This is a genomic window from Paenibacillus sp. J31R109, assembly GCF_059692055.1.
The window spans coordinates 805,267-828,461 of record NZ_JCAUAR010000002.1; the positions used below are offsets into that span (position 1 = coordinate 805,267).

Genomic DNA, 23,195 nt, shown 5'->3' on the forward strand with positions numbered 1-23,195 from the left:
AAAGGGAACTCTTTATCCGTAGACAAAGAGTTCCCTTTTTCATGACTTAACCTAATAATAGCATAACCACAATTATTTAATTTTAGAATTTTTCTTCGCTGAAGGTAATAATTCTGGTGCCATTTTTAGTTGTTTGAAATCTTCTGGAGATAACATTTTGTCTTTATTTTTTTGATAGTAATCATTGTAGAACGCGTCCACATCTTCTCCGCCAGCTTTTTTCCAAAGCTCTTTCGCATCTGCAACTGCTTTCTCTGCTGTCAAATTCGGTTGTGCAAGTGCTTTTAAGAGGAAGTCGTCTACAGCTTTCGTTCCATTCGTTTTCTTCAAAAGCGTATCAGAGGCAAGTGCTGGCAGTGTTTGTTGCCATTTTCTTGGATCAATAGCCTCTGGCTTATTCACAACTTGCGCCATCTTATAGTACAAATCGCCAAACTCTTGCAGGACTGGATCGCTTGATTTGAGATACGAATTGTAATATTCATTAGCTAATGGACTAACGGATGAACCTAAGTTGAAATCGAATGTTCGAATGATACTGTAATCTGTGGCATAATCATACTCAATTTTATTCTTCGCTGGATCTACAACAACAACAGTTCCTTCTGCATCCCGCTTTTTGTATACGCCCTCAGGTCCATTTACCAAATAGTCGGAAACTTTCGGATCGTTCAGCCAGTTAATGTACCTAGCAGCTGCATCAGGATCTTTGGTTGCTGCATTAATAAAACCTACAACGGAAGGTCCTCCATTGATATAGCCTTCAAACGTTCCAAACTTTGTCGCTGGCAAATCAAATGTATCCAGTTTCGCAGTCGGATTAGCCTTTTTGAAATTCGCAAATGTTGGCGAATTCAGTTGACTAAATTTCCCTGTCAAGAAAATACCGATCTTGCCATTCGTGAAATCCGTTAGTGCTTTGTCACCTTTATCAAGTAAGAAGTCCGGATCAACAACCTTTGCATCCACAATTTGTTTCGTAAACTTCAACCATTCCTGAATGCGATCCCATACAAATGTCAGCTTGCCATCAACGACGGCATACTTCTCTGGATTACCAAAGCCAAACATGTGAGACAGTACTCTTTGGGAATCTGCGTTTAACGTTAATCCATAAGTATCATTTTTACCATTTCCATCCGGATCTTTCTCTGTAAATGCTTTAGCAACTGCAAGTAATTCTTCTGGTGTTTTCGGTACTTGAAGGTTTAGTTTCTCTAACCAGTCTGCACGAATGACTGCAGCATGATTAGGTGAAACAGGTGATACGGTTCCGATCGTATACCGTTTTCCATTGACAGTCGAAAGCTTTTGAAGTGCTGGATATTTATCTAGTGTCTTTTTATAATTGGGCATTTTGGCAAGCAATTCATCTGTGATTTCTAAGGCTTGACCTTTGGAAATAAACGGCGTCATATCTTCATAGTTCGCTACGACGTCCGGACCTTCGCCAGCTGCAAACAGCATGTTCATTTTCTGTGGAGCTTCTGTTCGAGGTACAACGATGAATTTCACTTCTTCAAATGGCGCATTTTCTTGAATCCACTTCGTCCAGCGGTTATTGTCATACGTACCTTCGGATGCAGGAATGAGTCCACGATCATAAACCATGACCGATACTTTACCTTTTTTCACTTGACCACTAGGTGTAACGCTTGCTGTATTACTCGGGTTACTGCCATTCTTTGTAGACTCTTCTTTAGTAGAGCTGCATGCAGCTAAACTAACAGATACAGCCATCACAAGTGATAATGCCACCACACTTTGAAACTTTCTCTTCATACTCGTATTGCCTCCCTTTTGTAATAAAAATTATAATCGAAATAATGAAATCGCTTTCGATATATGTGAAGAATACGAATTAAATATCGTACCCTTTACAATCAACAATTATTCGCTATTCATAGCTACAACTCGCTAGACTTAACCTTTAACAGACCCTAGCATAACACCTTTAACAAAATACTTTTGTAGGAAGGGATATACGGCAAGCATCGGCAATATCAACACCACAACACCTGCGGATTTAACGGATTCCGAAATAACTTCACCTGAACCTGCTACTGCACTTAAATCTTGACTTGTACCTAATTTGATCTGCTCTAATTGGAAAACCATCTGCTGAATGAGCACGGGCAACGTATATCCCTTCGAATCGTTGATATACATGAGTACTTTCAAGAAACTATTCCAGTACGTAACTCCATAGAAGAGGGCCAATGTCGCTATCACAGCTTTGGAAAGCGGTAGATACATTTGAAGTAAAATTCGCCATTCGGAGCAACCATCGATTCTAGCTGCTTCTTCCAATTCTTCGGATATATTTTCAAAGAAAGACTTCATAATCAACATATTGTAAGGGCTAATGAGTGTTGTTAACCAAATGGACCAATAGGAGTTCATTAATCCAAGTGATTTTACCAGCAAGTAAGTTGGAATCAAACCCCCGCTAAACAACATGGTGAAGACGATGAGAAAGGTTACTTTTCTTCTAGCAAACATTTTTCTTTTGGATAAGGGATACGCACAGAGAATCGTGAAAATCATACTAAGTGCAGTCCCTACTACGGTAACAACGACACTATTTTTAAAATATTTAAATAAATCCGTGGATACAATTAACACTTTGTAAGCTGCTGGTGTAAAGTCTACCGGCCATAGGAATACTTTGCCTGATTCAATAGCTGAACCGCTGCTGAATGAAGTAGCAATAATATAGATGAGCGGAAGTAAACACGACAGCGAGATGATAAAAAGCACAATATTATTTATTTTATAAAAGGCTTTTTCTCCTGTTGATATTTTCAAGGCCTGTCCCTCCTTCGTTAAAATAATGCATTCCCTGACATCTTCGCTAATCGATTCGCAAGCAGTACAAGGATTAAACTAATCACAGAATCGAACAACCCCATCGCCGTCGTTAAACTAAATTCACCTTGTTGAATACCCATTTCATAAATAAAAGTGGGCACGACATCCGTCATATTCTTTACAACTGGATTTTGGAGAACGAAAATGCGATCAAATCCTACCTCCATAATTTTCCCCGTTGCTAAGATAAACGTTAGAACAATGGTTGGGACCAAACTAGGAAGGGTCACTTTCGTAATTTGCTTCCACTTATTAGCGCCATCTACAACCGCCGCTTCGTAATACGTTGGATCTATACTCGAAAGCGCCGCTAGATAGATGATGGCATTAAATCCGGCATCCTTCCATATCCCACTTCCCAGGAAAATGCTCATCCATGCCGTGTGATTGAACAAAAACTGGATGGGTTCCCCGCCAAAATATTCAATGATAAAGTTGATGGGGCCATTTTTAACAGAGAACACGTTAATAATAATTCCGCCTACGATGACCCATGAGAAAAAGTGAGGCAGATATAGGACTGTTTGTGATGCTTTTTTGAACCATTTCATTCTGATTTCATTGAGAAGAATAGCTAATATGATTGGAAACGGAAATGAAACAAAAACGGTTAGTAAGCTAATCACTAACGTATTTCTGATAATTTCGATCGTGTGTGGCTGGTCGAATATCATTTTGAAATTCCGAAGCCCTACCCAATCACTTCCCATAATCCCATCTATAAATCGATAATCCTTAAAAGCAATCACCGCGCCAAACATGGGGACATAAGCAAAAATGATAAAAAACAAAAGTGGCAATGCGATCATGGTATACAAAGGTATGTTTTCTTTAATTCTAATTTTTCTGTGTAGTTTCTCACTATTTGTCATTTCGGTTTCCTCCTGAAGCGATAAGTTCTTGCTAGAGATGTCTAAGGCTAGTTCGACTTCCTTTCCTGTTGAAAACGTTTTATTGATTGAGCATCACAATGTCATTTGATATTTTTATTGTATGGCATTAAGGCATCGAGAAAAATGTAATAATCTCGTCTCTTTTATGTAATATGTTCGTTCGTTATTGGTAGGAATGGTGGGGCGCGGGGGTGCAACGGGGCAAAGCGGGGGTTGCGACGCTAGGGGGGCGCAACGGAGCAAAAGCGGGGATTCAGCCGCGCGGGGGACGCAACGAAGCAAAAGCGGGGATTGCGGACGCGCGGGGGGCGCAACGGAGCAAAAGCGGGGATTCGGCCGCGCCGTGGCGAAATAAGGCCCTTTTGGGGCCTTATTTCGTTGCGCTGATGCGACAAGCGAGCATATCGCTGGATTTAGCGCCCTGTTGGGGCGCTAAATCGGGGATTCGGCCGCGCGGGGGCGAAATAAGGCCCTTTTGGGGCCTTATTTCGTTGCGCTGATGCCACAAGCGAGCATATTGCTGGATTTAGCGCCCTTTTGGGGCGCTAAATCGGGGATTCGGCCGCGCCGTGGCGAAATAAGGCCCTTTTGGGGCCTTATTTCGTTGCGCTGATGCCACAAGCGAGCATATTGCTGGATTTAGCGCCCTTTTGGGGCGCTAAATCGGGGATTCGGCCGCGCTGGGGCGAAATAAGGCCCTTTTGGGGCCTTATTTCGTTGCGCTGATGCGACAAGAAAAACCTAGCAACTCTTTCGAGTGCTAGGTTCCATGTCGATAAATCTATACGAATGAAATACTTTTAAAAACAGCCCTTGTCGTTTTATTTTCATCATGTGAAGTAACGGATAGTCCAACCAATAAGGAATTGTTTAAGGTTAACACTTTTGAAGAAAAGCGTACCCACTCTACACCATCCGCACTGTACCAAGAATGAAACTCATTGCCGCTTCGTTGCAGACGTAACCAGGTATGCGGGTAATTAACTGGGAATAAAGGAGGTTCCGTTGTGTAGTCATCTGGGTAGATGGCTGCACTATCCCCTTGTTTCACCGACCTATATTGAAACTCATATCCCCCATTATTCTTGTTTCGGGGACTATTGTCAGGAAAAACAACGAAATACGCATGTGCACTATCCGCATCTAAAGATTCGCGGGCCATGAGTCCTGCCTTCGTATATAAGTGCGCCGCTTCTAAAGAAGCTAACTGAACTTTGATATCAAAATCACCTTCGCAAACAAGATGGGAGAAATGGCACTGATCCAGTAAGCCCCAAACATCTGCCCCTCCTGCTTGTACCTCATAGCCATCTACCAACCGCTTCGTACTTCCCTCTAGCGCCGGGCTGCCTATGTCATTACCTGTTAATTCAACTTGTTTCATGTGAAATCCCGCCATTTCCTACTTTTTGATTGGACAGTCATGCTGCTCACTCTGTAGTATACCTTGAATGTCACTGAAACTCGAGCTAAGCCTTCAATTGCTCAAACCCTTTACACGCTTAGCAAGTTGCGCAGGCGATCCCGATCCGGAGGTCATCGGTGTGAGGTGAACTTGGAAGTGAAAATCCTCCGCGTTCAACACATACTGCGGAAGGACACCTGGACCGCAGCTGGCACTACCGATGCCATTCTGCGCAAGATCAAGATGCAAGAAGATACGGTCGCGTTCCTTCAAGTCATACGTATGCTTCGCCTTCTCTAGGTCATCGCTCGTATAGCGACGAGCGGTGAATTCGAACTGCGGCGAACCTGTCGCGAGCAGACCTGCTCCATGCTCATTCGTCATTGCGAGCCAGCGTGTATCGGAGCGATTGCCGTTCTCCTGCGGTACGATGTATTCCGTGAACAGCTCGCGTACGGTTTGCCGGTAGACGCCGAACTTCGCGGCCTGCTTGGAGTCTGCATAGGTTTCACCTGGGCCGCGGCCATACCACTCCGCCCGATCACAATCGTTCGGCAGCGCCAGGCGCAGTCCAATGCGAGGGAACGACACCGGAGCGTCGCCACCCTCAATCGATCCGTTCACAGCGATTGCCACGTCTCCGTTGGCATAGACCGTGTACGTGTACAACGTATCTACCGACCATTTGAGAATTGGCGGTGCCACACGTACCCTACAAGTAATCGTTACAATCGTCCCATCGCCGTTACGGCTCCAGTCCACGCTCATGACACGATGCTGCAGCCAGTGCAGCCCTTTCAGCTTCCACAAGACCGTCGCTCGTTGATCATCCGCGAGGGATGTCCTCCAATCACCGATCGGTCGCATATCGTTGTCCGTCGGAGCGCGCCACAGATCCAGCCTTGGTCCTTCCTCCAACAGGCGGACTCCCGCATGTCTCCAGCTAGCGATAACACCGTAAACAGAGTCAAATTGAAGTTGGAAGTCGCCGCCCTGCACATCCAGCATCACGCCATTCTTCGTAACAGATAGTGGCGCGTAGTCAGATAATCCAATGACAGTCTTAATCTCAGATTTATTCGGCAATTCAAACTGAGTCCATGCGACCTCAAAGCCAGCTTCAGCCCACATCGTATCCGCATCAAGCACCATGCTGACATTCAACCAGTAATCGGTTGCAGGTTTCAATCGCTCTGGCAACGCATAAGGAATCTTCACAATCCCCGTAGAGCCTGGCGCAATCTCAGGCAGATCGCTTTTACCTGAGTTTAGGACTTTCCCATCTACCATGACATGCCAAACAAGTCGTAGATGATCTATTTGTACGAAGTCGTATCGATTCGTCAGCTTCAACAACCCGGCCTGCAAATCCAACGCTTCCATGATAACAGGTTCCATCACTTTCTTGAGTTCCAGCAAGCCAGCCGATGGCACACGATCTGGGTTAACAAGTCCATCGATGACAAAATTCATATCGTTTGGTGTTTCTTCAAAATCCCCACCGTAGGCAAAAAATTCCTTGCCGTCAACAGTCCGTTGCCGAATACCTTGATCAACCCACTCCCAGACGAAGCCACCTTGTAACCGTTTGTAGGTATAGAATACGTCCCAATACTCCTTCAATCCACCTGGACCATTGCCCATGGCATGCGCATATTCACAAACAATATGGGGTTTGTCCAAATCTTCTCGCTGACCGAGTTCATGCAGTTGCCATATCCTGTTATACATCGTGCTGTACACGTCGGCCGTAACGGCGTCTCTATCTTCTGCGTAATGAACAAGACGCGTCGGGTCGTGCTCTTTGGCCCATCGGTACATCGCTGCATGATTACATCCGTAGTATGATTCATTACCGAGTGACCAGAGAATGATAGACGGATGATTCTTGTCCCGCTCAATCATCCGTTCCACCCGATCTAAATAAGCCGTTTCCCATTCAGGGTCATTACTTAACTGATTTGAATTGTCAGTCCGATGGAAGCCGTGGCACTCCAAATCAGCTTCATCAATAACGTATAGTCCATATTCATCACATAAATCATAGAAGCGTGGATCGTTTGGATAATGGGAGGTACGGACTGCGTTAATATTGTGCTGTTTCATCATAAGGACATCTTGTCGCATCGATTCAAGTGGTATCGTTCGCCCAAGGTCGGGATGATGATCATGTCGATTGACGCCTTTGAACTTAATTGGCATCCCATTCACAAGCAATAAGCCGCCATGCAACTCGACACTACGAAATCCAACACGGGCAGATGTTACCTGCGTCGTTTCACCACTTACCCGAATCAACAGCTTATATAAGTACGGCTCTTCAGCTGACCATTTCATTGGATTGACGATAGATAGCGTAAATAAAGTCTCTTGCTTCAAAACACCGCCTGTTACGAATCCCTCTGAATGCCCGCCTTCTACTGCTTTCCCTGATGCATCGAGCAGTTGCAGTTCGACACGAACTGTTTCTTGCTCTCCACTACGATTCCGTAACCTCAATCTGACTTCAAGCGAAGCATCACGGTATTCGCTATCAAGCAGCGTACGAACGGAATAATCGTATAAGTGCGTTTGCGGTGCAGCTGTCATATACACATCGCGGAAAACCCCGCTTAGCCACCACATATCCTGATCCTCAATGTACGACCCGTCCGACCATTGCATGACACGAACCGCTAGAACGTTCGTACCCCCGTGAATGTGCTCCGTGATATCGAACTGCGACGGCATGCGGCTGCCCTTACTGAAGCCAACTTCCTTGCCGTTTACCCAGACAAAGAAGGCGCTGTCGACTCCTTCAAAATGCAAGGTAATCTGCTGTCCACCCCAGCCAGCCGGAACTGTAAATTCACGACGGTAGGAACCCGTCGGATTCTCTGTCGGCACGAGTGGCGGTATAACAGGGAACGGGTAAACAACGTTGGTATAATGCGGCTTGCCATAGCCATGCATCTGCCAACAAGAAGGTACAGCAAGATTATCCCAGTCGCTCGCATCGAAATCTATCTGGTAGAAGCTCGAAGGTGCGTGTGCAGGTGTCGGCACGTAATTAAACTTCCAATTCCCATTTAACGGAACATAATAAGGCGATAGCTCCCGTTCATTGCCTAGAGCACTCTCATCATCTGCGAAAGGAATGAATGCGGCTCTGGCTGGCAGCCGGTTCCGCTGCAACAGCTTGTGATTTTCCCAGTCGTTATTCATATCTACTCCAACTCCCATCTAAGCCAATATCTCCTCAATGCGCAGCAATTCTTCTTGAGTGAAATCTAGATTTTTCAAAGCAGCCACGTTATCTTCAATCTGACTTACCTTACTTGCTCCTATTAGAGCGGATGTAACACGTCCTTCTCTTAGCACCCAGGCGATGACCATCTGAGAAAGGCTTTGATCACGCTCTAACGCAATAGCGTTTAGACGTAAAATTTTGGACATGACTTCTTCTGTGATGGCATTAACACTCAAAGCTCTACTTGAACCAGCTGCCCTTGAATCGGCTGGAATTCCCGTAAGGTATCGGCTAGTCAGCAGTCCCTTGGCCAAAGGAGAAAAAGCGATAGACCCCATTCCTTCAGCTTTCAGTACATCCTGTAGCTCATTTTCTATCCAGCGATCAAACATATTGTACTTGGGTTGGTGAATCAGACAAGGGGTACCCAGTTCCTTCAAAATGTCAGCAGCCTGTTTGGTCTGCTCAGCACTGTAATTTGAGACGCCTACATACAAGGCCTTTCCCTGTCTCACTGCAATGTCAAGTGCTCGCATCGGTTCTTCCATGGGTGTCTCAGGATCACATCGATGTGAATAGAAAATATCAACGTAGTCAAGTCCCATCCGCTTAAGACTTTGGTCAAGGCTGGTCAACATATGTTTCTTTGATCCACCGTCTCCATATGGACCTTCCCACATGGAGTTGCCTGCTTTGGTAGATATGATTAACTCGTCACGATAAGGTACGAAATCCTCTTTAAACAGCCTGCCGAAATTCTCTTCAGCAGTTCCTGGAGGCGGCCCGTAATTGTTGGCTAAGTCAAAATGGGTAATGCCAAGGTCGAATGCACAGCGCAGCATGTCACGTTGGGTTTCTAAGGCATTTACGCCGCCATAATTTTGCCAAAGTCCCAGGGAAATAGCAGGCAGTTTGAGTCCTGAGTTACCGCACCTTCTATACGTCATATTAAAATATCTTTCATTTTTTGGTGCATAATACACAACATAACCTCCATTTAGGAAGAAAACCCCTTGTCAAAGGACAAAGAGTTCTCTATTCCATTTCTCATTCCGATATAAGACAACATCATTCTATTGCAAATGATCATCAATAAAAATGTACTAATCTCGTATCTTTTATGTCATATATTCGTTAATGTGTTTATTCAATTAGAAGACTCCGAAATCTCTATAACTTCTTTCTTATTTTCTTTTGTAATCTTTTTATACGGTATCCAGACATATAAACCATCCGCCATTTCGTAGCCAATGTTGTTTGGATCCGGTATCAGTCCAACGGCCAAACGATGTGCCACGGCATAGGTTGCTTTTCCTTGATTTACTGCATCATTCAGCACGGTTCCCAGAAGTGCTCCTTCTTCCATTGATTTCATGGCCGAGGCTGTGCCATTGACCCCAACAACGGGGATAAATCGACTGGCTGTTAGAAAGCCTTTCTCTTGCATTGCGTCAATCGCCCCAAGCGCCATATCATCGTTATTGGCAAAAACAGCCTCAATAAGATCCCCATAAGCGTCTAGAATTGCCGACATTTTCACTTTCCCTTTGGAACGCTCCCACATACCTGTATCCTCAGCAAGCTTTTCCACCTTAATACCAGCATCTTCTACAGCTTTAATGGCGAATTTGGTTCGTAACTCGGCATCCTGATGGCCAGGTTCTCCTTTTAACATTACAAATTGTAGTACACCATCCTTGTTTTTATCCGCTTCCGGATGCAACTTGAAATAGTCAGCGATCAGTTGACCTGACATGGTACCGGATTGTTCTGCTTTTGCGCCCACATAGTAAACCTTGTCCCATTTTTTCATAGCATCTGCTACAGGCTCGCGGTTAAAAAAGACAACCGGAATGTTGGCTGCTTTGGCTTTCGCAATCATTGCGGCGGCTGCAGTCCGATCTACGGGGTTAATCGCGAGAGCATCTACCTTCTCCTTAATAAAAGTATCCATTTGATGATTCTGACTCGATTGAGAGTTGCGACTATCTGCGAACTCAACAATGACATTACCATCTGCTGCTGCAAGGATACTATTCCTCACCTCTGTCATGAAAGTATCATCAAACCTGTAAATTAAGACACCAATTTTCAAAGGTGCTGTCCGTGTATTTGAATCCGTAACATCCGTAACAGATTGTGAATGTATTGGACCCTTAGGGTCCTCGGATCGTTGGATGCTGCATCCGTCCAATAGAGGTAAAAGTGCAGTTGCAAGGATAAGTAACTTCACTCTCTTTTTCATCAAATAGTCTCCATCATAATAAGAATATAAATATTCCTATTATCCTAGTATGTTTTTTTATTTATATCCACCCTATCCGCAAAAAAAATGTAAATAGTGCGGGCAAAGAACGAACAAACCGCTCTTCACCCACACCAATCGCGTACATATAGTCTAATTTACTCCATTAACTGCCACTTTTGATTGTCACCGCCATTATCCGTCCACTGGATGAGCTGAGCTCCGTCTGCTGTCGTCCCACCACTATCTAATGCTTTACCGCTCTTGCGATTAATGAGTTTCGAGTAACCATTTCCAACATCAATAATCTGCCATTGCTGATTGGTTCCGCCGTTATCCGTCCATTGCGCGACTATAGCTCCATTCGTTGTAGAACCACCTGTCACTTCCAGCACTTTACCGCTTTTGAGGTTTTTGATTTTATAATACCCGCCGCCAGCATCAACAAGCTGCCAACGTTGATTCTTGCTACCACTATAATCCCATTGCGATATTTTGGCACCATCCGTCGTAGAACCACCAAAAACTTCGACAGCTTTACTTGTATCTGCGTTCATCATCTTAATCGTAGCAGGATTGGTGTTAAACGTAATATTGGATGTGTTCGCACCGATATCAATTAACCCCTGAGAAGCGTTGGTAATCAAGTTACCGTTCATCTTTAAATCCGTGATCGTTACATTGGAAACTTTGCTAGCGCTGTCGTAACCTTGAATGAAGGAATGGAAATTTCGGGTATCTTCAAAGCTAACACGAGTCAGTTCGATATTGCTGACAGGGCCAACCTCGTTACCACTATATTTGGCCGTCCAGACGAGAAGCGGAGACGTTCTGAATTGGCCACTGGTTCCATTATTGTAAATCCTTTCGGTACGGATATCGATAAAATGAATATCGTCCCATACCCCATTCCCTTGGTCATGATCCACACTAACGCCACGATAGCCCTGAATGACGTCAATATTGATGAACCAAACATCGCTTATATCTGCATTCCCTTGCATACCTACCTTCGTACCTGCTGATTCGGTAAAAGCGACCGAATTTTTGTATACGACATCCGTCATTGGTTCTTCCGTTGATGCTTTCGCATCAAATACGTCATCTCCCGTATAGGCGAAGCATTGATCCACAACAGCGTGGGACGTATTCACAAGATCGAAACCATCACCATGAATCCAGTTAACGTTATTGATAATCTTCACATTATTGATTTTGACATTCGTTGCGTCCTGAATCCTAAAGTTCCATGTTGTTCCATCTCTTAGGGTGAAACCCTCGAAAGTCAGGTTATCTGGCTTCGTACCCGACGCATCTTTATAGGAAAGGATGATATACTCTCGATTCGGCCCACTATCGCCCGTCGTAAGTGTAGTCCCGTTAGAATCGATCATACCTCTTCCTTTAATAGCGACATTGGATGCCCCTACGATACGGATATTGGCATTGGTAAAAATGGTGTTAGTGAAATCATAATCATTTACATCCGATGACCCGCGAAGGATGGATCCAGCAGCTAAATAGAGAGTAACGTTACTTTTAAGTTCAATTTGAGAAAACTTGTAAATACCAGCTGGGAAATATACGGTACCTCCGCCGGAACGAGCATTGGCATCATTAATGGCTTGTTGGATTTTGGACGTCATTAAATTGCCGCCTGTGTTATCCACGCCTGAATAATCCATAATGCTTTTCACACTGCCGCCATTTGGCGTTGGCGCACCGGTTTCCACAGGATCAGCCATAATGACTAGGTTCTCCAGGTTATTGATCTTGATCACTAAGTACCGAGATCCAGCTTGAGGAAGGGTAAAAGTTAGATCCTTTCCGCTTACCGTTGCCTCGATGCCGTAACTATGAGGACTGATATTATAAGAGGTGATATTCTCCGAAGCCGTTACTTTAAATGTGCCTGTGCCGGAGTAAGACAACTGAGCAAATGAATAATCAAACTGCCTGGCAACCCTAATCGTAGTTGAATCAACCTTCAACGTGTACGCCGTACTTGTACCGAAGTGAGAAGGATACGTCACAACGGTAGCCGCAGAAGCGGGTTGGGCCATGCTAACTGTGAAACTGAACATGAGAGCAGCAACCATGATAAGTTTTGCCAACAAATTTCCGATTCGGCTATTCACTTTACTAAGATACATTATTATTTCGCCTCCTGATGAATGTAGTTCCTCATATTCCAAGCATTTCATTACGTACAAATAAGTTATCCATGATCAACTAATGAGGAACACCCCCTAGTAAGCGCTTGCATTGAATCAAAACAATGATTACAAGTTCATTCTATGTCATTGTTTCATCAATAAAAATGTAAAAAGCTCGGTACTTTTATGCACTAAATTCGTTAATGGTAGGCCTTATAAAAAAAAGAGCCCGCGTTATATGCGTGGCCCAGAGTTATATATTAAGACAAAGAAACAACCTTCTTCGAATTCTGTGATTCGAAAGCAGCTAGAATAACTGCCAGAGACTTCAAACCTTCTTCACCGGAAATGCTCGGTGGTGTATTCGTAACAATGCTTTCCACAAACGCGTCCATGATGCCGCTAGACACTTGTTTCTCATTCGTCGCCATCGCGCCTACCTGATACTTTTCAACGGAGCCGTCACGAAGCTGTACAATAACTTGATCAATAGGATGCGTCCCGATGTGAATAGCCCCATTCTCGCACCACAATATCGTGCTATTATCCCCGCTTTTATAGTATGTCCAGCTGGCAACCAACGTACCGATAATTCCGCTCTTCATACGCAGTACGCAGGTCGCGTTATCGTCTACATCAGTTCCTGCTTTGTGCAGCGTACTCACGAAAGCAGCGACTTCTGCCACTTCGTCGTCGAGCAGCCAACGGATCAAATCCGATTTGTGTACGCCGAGGTCGCCCATAGCGCCCATGATGGCATCCTCTTTGCGGAAGAACCAGCTGTCGCGACCATCTATGCTCCAACCTTCGGGTCCCCCATGACCGAAGGACGTACGGAAGGAAAGGACTTTCCCCATTTTACCTGATTGTAAAATTTCTTTCGCCTTTTGGTGAGGCGGCATCAGCCGTTGGTTCTGACCGACCATCAAGAACACACCGTTCTTTCTTGCTGCTTCGATCATAGCCAAAGCCTCGGCTTCATTCGTTGCCATCGGCTTCTCCACAAGCACATGAGCGCCTGTATTCGCAGCGGCAATTGCATAGGGCGCGTGAAGCACGTTCGGCGTACATACGCTGACGGCATCCGGCTTTTCTACCTTCAGCATTTCTTCATAGCTTGTGTAAGCTCTACCACCGTGCTCCTGTGCATAGCCTTCGGCTCTCTCCAGAATCAGATCGCAAAAACCCACCAATTCAACGTTTGGATTCGCTGCATATTCTGGGATATGTCTCTTCTTCGAAATGGACCCACAGCCCACAACCGCTACTTTGATTTTGCTCATGTCTGTTTCGACTCCTTTTTGTGTCCCTTCACCGTTAGACCTGATGCCTTGCTGCCCACAATGATTCGTGTGTCCAAGCTATTCGTGATGACATCCCCACACAAGTTTAGATCGTTAAACGTAACTAATGTTACGTCATTCGTATCACTTGAGCCATACATATGTATAGGGTTAAACGCCTCTTTTTCAAAATAAGCATGATCAATATAAACATTCTTTACGGGTGCAGTACCCGCTTCTATCTCTACAGGAATACTTTTCCCCATGGAAGTAAACACGTAGTTTTCCACCCTCGTATTGACAAAATGAATATCACTCATGGGCTGCTTCCCTGAAGTTGCTTCTACCACAATGCCTCGTCGTGCCTGAACGACGTCGTTATCTTCAAACCATACGTCATACATGGGGCTATGGGATTGCAAGCCCGCTTTAAGTCCCGCACAGGATGAGAATACGATATTGTTTTTGAAACGAACATTATACATTGCATAGTCCGTTATCGTTGATTTTGCACACAGCGCATCATCGACCGTCATGACGAAGTTCTTTTCTGCGATCGCGTTCCTAGTTCCACATAAATCGATGCCGTCATTCATGATTTTATACTGGTCAGCATTTTTGTGATTAATAATCTTAACATGTCTGACTGTAAATCCTTCGCCACCTTGAATACCGTTAATCGTCCACGTCGTTGAATCCTTGATGATGATGCCCTCAATCGTTACATGATCAGAATGGTTACCCACGATAACGTTTCTTCTGTATCCAAGATAGGTCGATGAGGTACGATCCTTATCCATAATTGCGATGCCGCTGGCGTCCAGCGTGCCTCTTCCAATTATTTTGGCATGAGGGGCATGGTCGATCTTGATCATCGGATCAATAAATATTTTACCCTCTTTACTCTTCGTAAAATCATAAAGGGTTCTGTCCGGATTTGACTTTATCACGGCCCCGCCCTGAAGATACATAGTGACATTGCTCTTGATGTATAGGATGTCTTTTACTTTGTATATACCAACTGGCACATAAACGATTCCCCCACCTGCGGCAGAGGCATCATTAATTGCCTGTTGGATGATACCCGTAACATCGTTTGTCCATGTGTTGTCTGCAAGGTAAGGCGCATGGATAATATTATAGATACCTGTTCCCGATGATGGCGGAGCATCGATTTCCAAAGGGTCCGCAAGAACAACCAACTTTTCCAAGTCATTGATCTGTAGGACCAGATAAGATGGCATGACCGAGCTGCTGTCGATCTTAAAGCTCAGCTGATTCCCACTTACTATCCCGGTAATTTCCATGCTGTGTGGGCTTATATCATAATTTGTGATTGGCTGACTTGCTGTGACTGTTAGTGTTGGCGTACCCGAATAGGAAAAATGAGCATAATGATAGTCTAAAAAATGTTCAACAGCAACAGCATTCTGGTCTACTTGTAACTGAAAATCCGAGCTTTTTAGCGTATATGTTGGCTTCGTGTAAGTAAACATAGCAGCGACACCTCTCCCATTTTTGAAGTGATATTTGTACACCTGCGACTCAATAATTCCCTGCGCATTCTCTCACTTGTCTGATGAGATCAGGAAGATTCAGCAGTACATCACCATCGTACCAACCTTTCCACTTCCCTTTCTCCGCATGCATACGGATGACCGATGCCTGCTGAAGCTCTGCTACCGCCTCCAAGATTCGGCCACGCGCCTGGATCTTATCGCTTGTAGGTTCATTAAGCACAATCTCTGCCGCAACAGATAGATGATGAACCGTCCGATATAGCGCACGGATGAGAGATAGCTGGACGATCAGGTTAGTCGTAAAGAACTCTCTACGTTCCTCGTCCATCTCCTGTAAAGCCTGATAAGCCGCATTCAAAGCCATGTCCCACCTCGGTAGGGCATTCTCAGTGGCATTCTTGTAATAGCCGATGAAATCTTCTGCTTGATCAAAAGCCAACAGGGTTTTGTTCTGGATCTCGTCTTTGGTAAACGGTTGACCGTTCAGGATGGCCACCAGCTTCAATGTAAGTCTGCGGCTCATGCCGTCCATCAGGAGCATTCGACCTGCGTATCCTCGGTTATCTAAGGCATGGAATGCACCGAAATAGGCTCCATAAGCAAGAGCAGCTGCACCTCCACCTTGCTCACCGTAATGTTCGATAGACCAATCTTGCAAGTACGCTTCTGGTTGGTTATCCCCAAAATTCCAACCAAGAGTCGCCGTATATTGAGTTCCAAGCAGCATTTCTCTGAGATTTGTTACATTAACGACAAGGTAATCTGTATTTCCTTTTTGAAGTGCTGCTTGTAGATTGTAATAAATTTTCTGCGGTGAAGTCCCTTGGACCTGATGGGGTCCACAACTCCAGAAAGCAACGTGATAATAAATACCATACTGCCTTTCCGGTTCCCGTTTCACTTCATAGAAGCTGTCACCCAGCATCTGAGTCGGGCCGAAATCCGCATGGATAATAATCGTTTCTTTCGGGAAAGACAGATATCCTCCCTTCAAAAGCTCCATCCCTTCCATCCACAACGTGGCTGTAGAGGCGAAGTCATTGTGACCTAGTGCTTCGGCAATAATCTCATGTTGTTTCGCAATGGCACCAGCGATTAAATGACCTCTTCCACTCGCTGTTTCCGGCGCATAAGGATCATCTGCCCACACAGGCTTGTCGCCCATGCCACGAAGACCAAGTTGCCATACCACATTGTCATATCGTGCCCAACGGCTTGCATAAAGCCGCCAAACCTCCTCATACTTCTCAGGATTTTTCGTATAGGACAGAGGCTCAATATCTCCCCGTTCCTGCCAATAGCGTCGAACCCTTTTGGGGAATACGCCTAACGGCTCGATATGATGCTGGGAAATAAGTAATCCGCGTTCTGATACCCTCCGAACCAAGTCTTCATCAGCTGGATCAAGGATATCCAACAAGGAGCATGGAATCAGCAGATTCTGTTTGAGACGGAGTGCCGTCTCCATAATCGGCTCCAGTGCGTTCGCATAACCCGCATGTTTCGTGAAAGCATTGTTTTGGAAATCCTGATCGAATTTCCCGGTCCATCCCAGCAACAAATCCTCATCATTGATGAACCATCCTCGGTAACGGAACGTTGTAGGTCCATCCTTCAACGAAATGTTACTCCAATCTAATCTCTCCTTGGCTGCAGGTGCATGGCTTGTCCACAGATACAAGGGATTCACGCCTAGAATCACTCGGCTAAATTCGTAAATCCCATAGATTGTTCCCCTAGTATCGCCACCGGCGATAACGAGTTGACGCCCATCGTCCCCTATACTTTTGACGATGTAATGTTCCGTTTTCCCTTCGATATCGCTGAAATCTATCTTTTTCTTCATTAAGAAATCTAAAAATGCAGGATTGCTTAAGCTTCCTACTACTATGGAAAAGCCCTCTACATCCGAAAGGTACTTTCGGTAATTGGCCTGAATGTTCATCACATGGCTCAAATCACGGATTACATCTTGCAAAGCTAGTCCAATACCCTGATGTTCCTGAGCGTCCATTCTTATTTCAACTGTTTCTTTGGCTTGTAAAAACAATATGATACACCTCGCTGCTTCATTTACGATCATTTCAAGCTTTGCTACAGCCTTTATAAAAAAATTAGTATGATTACTATATCGCATAAGTCCTTCAAGAAAAATGTACTAGCTCCGTCTCTTTTATGTAAAAATATCGTATTTGAGCTTTACCCGCTAACAGAAAAAAGGAGTTGCCGAAGCAACCCCCTTCCTTACTCAATCTTATCTTCGATTAATACGCATATCGCACTAATTCCGTGTGCCCACCAGGCAGCACGTAGTACAAATTCTCATACTCATCTGCGGCTAGGAAATAGGCACCACTGGAGCTAATCACGGTGACAGCCTTCGTGGAACGATTAATCTTGAACAGGTAGGTTCCACGGATGGTACCATACACGTAGTTCGGATCCTTCGAAACGGTAAGCAAGGTGGCATCTACCCACGTACCCTCGCCATTGTAATCCACATCCGCAAACTTCTCCTGAAAATAATCAAATGTATTCGTTGTAGGATTAAAAATAAACAAATACCCTTCGGCCATGCCCCATATTTTACCGTCCACTGTATGCATCCCTGTGATGCCCGTCAATCCAGATACAGGAAGTGTATATTCCCCGCTTTTTGTTGCGGTCGCCACATCATAAACGAAGAGCTTCGCCTGAGTTTGCGTTGGCGCTAGACCATTGCCCCCTTTAATGGACGTCCCTCCGTAAACTTTGCCATTATAATAGGCTAGTGCGGTGACACTTTGGTCGGTGACAATGTCTTTTTTCAACGTGCGCGTATTGGTAGCCGGATCATAAATCGTCAAACCACCCTTCAAACTGCCATACTCAGCTACGTTGCCCATGAATATTTTACCGCCGCCACTTATCATCTCAACCGGCCGATCCATACCATCGCTCTTTTGATCAAATACGAGGGTCGGATTGGTACTCGACCAGCTAAGGGCTGGGTTGAACTTCCATAGCTTCGCGCTTCCGTACGAGGCGAAATACGTATATCCATTTAACGCTAAGAAGCTGTAAGTTTGAAAAGGAGCTGCATAGTTTTCATCGGGATACCCCTCATTTGCATCTCCACGCATCGGCGTATATCTGCCAATACCGCCATCCAAGTACCCACCCGAATAAATTTTACCATCAGAGCCGCCGCCAATCTGATTAATGATCGTCGTAAGCTCCGGCATGCCACTCACATACGCGATACTCGTATTTCCGGTTTGCAGATTGTATTTGAACAGACTCATGCGACCATCCTTTGACCCATACACCACAAGCGAATCTCCTGGGAAATTCGTCTGGTCAGCCAACTTTACCCAGCCGTATTTATTAGCTCCTAAATCTGCTGTAACTCCAAGATTCGTGGATGTCTTTGCGACAAGGTCATAGGCATACAATTGAGCACCAGACACATAGTAGACCTTGCCATTAAGAGCTGGAGAAGGCAGAGCAGGCAACGTTGCATCTAGGGTTGCGTTCCCACTCGCATCAATACTCATCGCAAGTACGGTCCCGCTCGGACGCAGTCCAGCAAACAACTTGCCGCCAGTGAAATTCAATTCGTAGACAAACGTCTCACTCGCGTAAGCAGCGGGCAATATGTTCGTTTTCGCACCTGTCGTGTTGTCGAAACGCACTAAGTTGCCGTTCGTCCCTGTCCCAATATAGGTGACATTCGAAGCCGCATCGTAAGCCAAACTGCGCACATATTCTTCAGAAGGCCAGACGGGCTTCGTATTAATCATGGAGAAACCAACGCTCGGCTCGTATTTGAAAAAGCCTGCATCCCCGAAGCCGCCACCATATATTTTGCCACCTGTTCCGGCCGTTACCGCATAGATATTCTCACCGCCTGTATACGATAAGCCGAGGTCAGTTACCGAGGTAGATCCCGGTGTATAGCGATAGACGTGTCCATTCGAATACGCACCAAAATATATTTTGCCATCGGTCGCCGTAGTTGCCCCCCAAGCTCCCAATGCACCTGGAAGCGGATAATTAGCAACCACCGCATTCGTATCCGCATCAATAATTGACATCATCGCGTCACTTCCTGCTGAGCCTGATCCAACGGTATAAATCTTATCTTGGCTCGTGCTAATACCAAACGTCGAACCAAGCGTTGACGTATGCACGACTTGATTACCCAACGATGTAAATTCTTTTGTGATTAAGACATCATCCCAATAAGCCGTTGATACAGAACCGATTCCTGAATAGAGCAGTACGGAAACCTTCGTTGTATTCGCCGGAGCCGTATATTTCACCTGCGTTGTCGTCCATTGATTCGTAGGTGCAGCCACATTTACGATGCCGTTTCCAATAACGGTACCGCTGCTATTCCAAAATCGCAGATACATGTCAACGTTACCGCTAACTAGAAACACTTTGGCATAGGCCAGGTAAGTCGTTCCCGCTGTTACATCAAACTTCACACTCTCAAGCCCAAGATTAGCCGTCGTGCTGGTATCGACAATCTTGGCACTTTGCGTACCTGTATACGCTTGCTCTGTACTTGCCGTTATACCTGTAGTCCCATACGCTTGCGTCCAGCTGGATGTCCCACTTTCAAAGCTGTAGTTCGTAATCAACATATCGGCTGCAGAAGCCGAGAACACCGTGCTAACTAATGATACGATAAAGAGCAAAACAACGGCTGCGCTTACCTTTCGTTTCATCCTTCATTACCTCCTTTTGGTAATTGAAATGCATAACCATGTAAGTCCTGATACCTGACAGGCTCATCTTGGTGATGTGGACAACGAACAGTGGCATCCCCCCTTTCAAGTAGACAATCCTTTATTCACTTGCATATTGGAGAAAAAGCCGGCAATCTTCCCTTGCGATTCGGCATACCTCGACCTCATAACCAGCCAAATCCCAAGCCTGCTCATCCGGTATGTAGCCGATATATCCATTGGCATATCCAATGATGAGTTGATTGTGCATGTTGGCTGCCCGGGCATAGCTCGAAAAGATTTCACCGGGAACTAACCACAACCGCATACCGCCTAGTTCAATCCACTGAAGGTAACCATGCAGCCCTGCCCCTGTCCGTTGGTCTAGCAGTCGAAGACTTTCATCCCGCAAGAACGTATATCGGGACAGCGAAGTAATTGGACGGCTTGTTTGCAAACTCGCGACCAGCCGATTCCCCATTCGCTCCGCTTCAACCGAATCTGATCCTTGTCGCGTAAATCTCGTAGAGATATCCCCAGCAGCACCGTTGGCGTACAAAAAGACGCTGCCCTTATAGGTGTCTTCCAAAGCGGCAACTGCCACGCCTGGAAAATCGCCTGAGATCACCGATTCTTCCCATCCAATGACGGTTGGATGGCAGCTAAAATGAAGAAGCCCGCCAAGCGTTTCATGCGAATAGGGGTCTGACACGCGTAACCAGTAAACCACCGACTCCGCCATTGCCAAAGCATCCCGTCGATTGGAAGCGATGTCGTTGCACGTAGCAACAGACCATTGCATCGTCGCTTCACGCCTGCTAGCCAACGACTGCTCTATGCCTAGCACGATAAGAGAGACTAGTTCTTGCCTATAGGCCGTTGGGACATGAGTCATTTCCTCCGTCCATAATCCTTTGTGCAGCACATCGGGAATACCATCAATCGCTGAGTGTGTATGCGTAGCCATGATGCTAATTTCTTGTTGGTTCATGCCCATGCGTTCAGCTGTCATCTGGCATACTTCCTCACGAAGCGCATGATCAATACCAAGCAAATCCAAGGAAATGAAAGCAAACTTCGTTCCTTCTGACTCCCCAGTCATACAACGTGCAAATAGCGGGGTATGCAGGCTGTCAGCTTCGCGTTTCCGATGTTCATAGCCCCCAAGCGTAACTGGGAGCGATGGTGTGATCTCTATTTTGGCAAACCCTATTCGCATCGCACATCTCCTAACGCCAGTTTCGCCAACCTAACAGCCCCATGGACTGGGGTATGTATCGGAGGTATCAGGCATTCCGCCCAAGAGCCAAGGTAATGTTCAAGTGGCCTCAGTATGTTGCCTCCCATTTGAAAAACGCCACCTGCATAAGACAATGGAGGAGGAACTGACCAGTGAGTTTGCCCAAGAAGCCGTAGATAATGGACAGCTAATTGTTTAGCCGCCTGATCAAGAATACGCAGCGAAACCGGATCGTTCTTCTGTGCACATATCCCGACTTCTTGGGCAAGAGCAGCAATCTGCTTCCTCGACATCTCGCCATATACTTTTTCTATCAAACGCTCTTCACTCTCAAAAGATAACCGTTGTTGGAGAACCCCCGTTAACAGGGTCGACTCTCCTCTGCCATCCAAATCCATGGCGACCGCCTGCAGCGCATCTCGCCCAATCGCATATCCGCTTCCTTCATCGCCGAAAATCGGTCCAAAGCCTCCACAGCGTCTGAGTATACCTGCTTCATCCCATGCATACGCCACAGACCCGGTACCCGCTACGACAATGACCCCCGGCGAACCATCCAATGCACCGATTAAAGCGATGCGTCCATCCGCAACCCCTTGTATCTGGGCTTGAGGAAAGAAGTCCGCTATCAGGTTCACCGCCCAATCCGGCTCATTTTCTCTAACCATAGAAGCTGATCCTAGACATATAGACGCGAGACAACCCTGGCTGCTTGCCAGCCAATGTGTCATCTCCTTCATTATTTCTTGCAAATTAGCTTGAGAAACTACGCTGTCATCCGTCAACGCATTCATACCACCGCTGATAAAGCGTTTCGTTTCACCCGTTTTTACTTCTACGAGCAGTGCTTCTGTCTTGGAGCCTCCGCCATCAATACCTGCTACAAAGGTTTTCAACGATCGTCACTCCCTCCGGAAGGAGGGTTATTCCTCAACTGAGCGTTGTGCGCATCACCTTTAGCCACGTTCGCACTCACATAGACCGGTGGGACAAAGCCTTGAGCCAAACAATTCTTAACCGTTTGTACGATGATCGCATTTAAAATAAAAGCTCCGATAATCGTGGACGTTGGTCCAACGTACTGCTGCATCTCTTCCACATAGACGGAAGCATCGCCAACGATACCGCAGTTATCAATGACAAGATTGGCAATCTCATAGCAGCGTAATTGACTAGAGTGCCTAGGTAATTCCTGCATAGATTGTTTTAAATTGGTAATGACAATCACAGTGGCCCCTCGCTCTTTGGCACCGAGCGCCATTTCAACAGGAACGGCGTTGATCCCCGAGTTGGAGGCTAGAATAAGCACATCTCCCTGAGATACATGGTAGGTATCTAATAAAATAGCCGCATAGCCTTCCAGCCTTTCCAGCTTCGTGCTTTTGACCCCACCTTCGTGCAGCATGAGGCCGCTCTCCAGAATAGGAATGATATCTTTAAGTCCGCCCGCGCGATAAAAAGCTTCCTCTGCAATCATATGCGAATGACCCGTACCAAAAACAAAGATGTGTCGCCCGGCTACCAACGTATTCGCCAGTACCTCGGAAGCACGCTGCATGGCATCGATCTGGGACTGCATGACGGTGGATAGCATGTTTTGTACATTGGACAGAAAAGTTTCCATCGGTTTGCAATCCT

15 protein-coding genes are annotated in these 23,195 nt (G+C 45.7%); all 15 read right to left on the minus strand.

The annotated features are described in order from the left end of the window. Positions 1-72: 72 nt before the first annotated feature. Positions 73-1,782, minus strand: coding sequence for a type 2 periplasmic-binding domain-containing protein (locus AC58QT_RS09325; RefSeq protein ID WP_497408666.1), 1,710 nt, complete (start codon positions 1,780-1,782; stop codon positions 73-75). 141 nt (positions 1,783-1,923) lie between these two features. After that, on the minus strand, positions 1,924-2,808 hold the full coding sequence (locus AC58QT_RS09330; RefSeq protein ID WP_497408667.1) for a carbohydrate ABC transporter permease: 885 nt from the start codon (positions 2,806-2,808) through the stop codon (positions 1,924-1,926). Positions 2,809-2,825: 17 nt separating this feature from the next. After that, positions 2,826-3,743: an ABC transporter permease gene (locus AC58QT_RS09335; protein WP_497408668.1), complete on the minus strand. Its 918-nt coding sequence runs from the start codon at positions 3,741-3,743 to the stop codon at positions 2,826-2,828. A gap of 802 nt (positions 3,744-4,545) precedes the next feature. Continuing rightward, positions 4,546-5,148, minus strand: coding sequence for a hypothetical protein (locus tag AC58QT_RS09340; protein ID WP_497408669.1), 603 nt, complete (start codon positions 5,146-5,148; stop codon positions 4,546-4,548). 93 nt (positions 5,149-5,241) lie between these two features. Then, positions 5,242-8,391: a beta-galactosidase, LacZ type gene (gene lacZ / locus AC58QT_RS09345; protein WP_497408670.1), complete on the minus strand. Its 3,150-nt coding sequence runs from the start codon at positions 8,389-8,391 to the stop codon at positions 5,242-5,244. Further along, on the minus strand, positions 8,392-9,381 hold the full coding sequence (gene mgrA / locus AC58QT_RS09350; protein ID WP_497408671.1) for an L-glyceraldehyde 3-phosphate reductase: 990 nt from the start codon (positions 9,379-9,381) through the stop codon (positions 8,392-8,394). It lies immediately after the preceding gene. 164 nt (positions 9,382-9,545) lie between these two features. Beyond that, complete coding sequence (locus AC58QT_RS09355) at positions 9,546-10,643, minus strand: galactose ABC transporter substrate-binding protein (protein WP_497408672.1); 1,098 nt, start codon at positions 10,641-10,643, stop codon at positions 9,546-9,548. A gap of 158 nt (positions 10,644-10,801) precedes the next feature. Next, the gene (locus AC58QT_RS09360; protein WP_497408673.1) at positions 10,802-12,796 is read right to left on the minus strand and encodes an RICIN domain-containing protein; all 1,995 of its coding nucleotides are present in this window, start codon (positions 12,794-12,796) and stop codon (positions 10,802-10,804) included. Positions 12,797-13,059: 263 nt separating this feature from the next. Then, positions 13,060-14,082: a Gfo/Idh/MocA family protein gene (locus tag AC58QT_RS09365; RefSeq protein ID WP_497408674.1), complete on the minus strand. Its 1,023-nt coding sequence runs from the start codon at positions 14,080-14,082 to the stop codon at positions 13,060-13,062. Beyond that, positions 14,079-15,578: a glycoside hydrolase family protein gene (locus AC58QT_RS09370; protein ID WP_497408675.1), complete on the minus strand. Its 1,500-nt coding sequence runs from the start codon at positions 15,576-15,578 to the stop codon at positions 14,079-14,081. The genes AC58QT_RS09365 and AC58QT_RS09370 overlap by 4 nt, the downstream gene beginning before the upstream one ends. Positions 15,579-15,627: 49 nt before the next feature. Beyond that, positions 15,628-17,652 (minus strand): glycosyl hydrolase 115 family protein, encoded by a 2,025-nt coding sequence (locus tag AC58QT_RS09375; protein ID WP_497408676.1) that lies wholly within the window; start codon positions 17,650-17,652, stop codon positions 15,628-15,630. A 214-nt stretch (positions 17,653-17,866) separates the two neighbouring features. Continuing rightward, positions 17,867-20,317: a carbohydrate binding domain-containing protein gene (locus AC58QT_RS09380; RefSeq protein WP_497408677.1), complete on the minus strand. Its 2,451-nt coding sequence runs from the start codon at positions 20,315-20,317 to the stop codon at positions 17,867-17,869. A 121-nt stretch (positions 20,318-20,438) separates the two neighbouring features. Next, the gene (locus tag AC58QT_RS09385) at positions 20,439-21,536 is read right to left on the minus strand and encodes a neutral/alkaline non-lysosomal ceramidase N-terminal domain-containing protein (protein WP_497408678.1); all 1,098 of its coding nucleotides are present in this window, start codon (positions 21,534-21,536) and stop codon (positions 20,439-20,441) included. Beyond that, complete coding sequence (locus tag AC58QT_RS09390; protein ID WP_497408679.1) at positions 21,527-22,453, minus strand: N-acetylglucosamine kinase; 927 nt, start codon at positions 22,451-22,453, stop codon at positions 21,527-21,529. Before AC58QT_RS09390 ends, AC58QT_RS09385 begins: the two co-directional genes overlap by 10 nt. After that, positions 22,450-23,181 (minus strand): sugar isomerase domain-containing protein, encoded by a 732-nt coding sequence (locus AC58QT_RS09395; RefSeq protein ID WP_497408680.1) that lies wholly within the window; start codon positions 23,179-23,181, stop codon positions 22,450-22,452. The genes AC58QT_RS09390 and AC58QT_RS09395 overlap by 4 nt, the downstream gene beginning before the upstream one ends. Positions 23,182-23,195 lie beyond the last annotated feature (14 nt).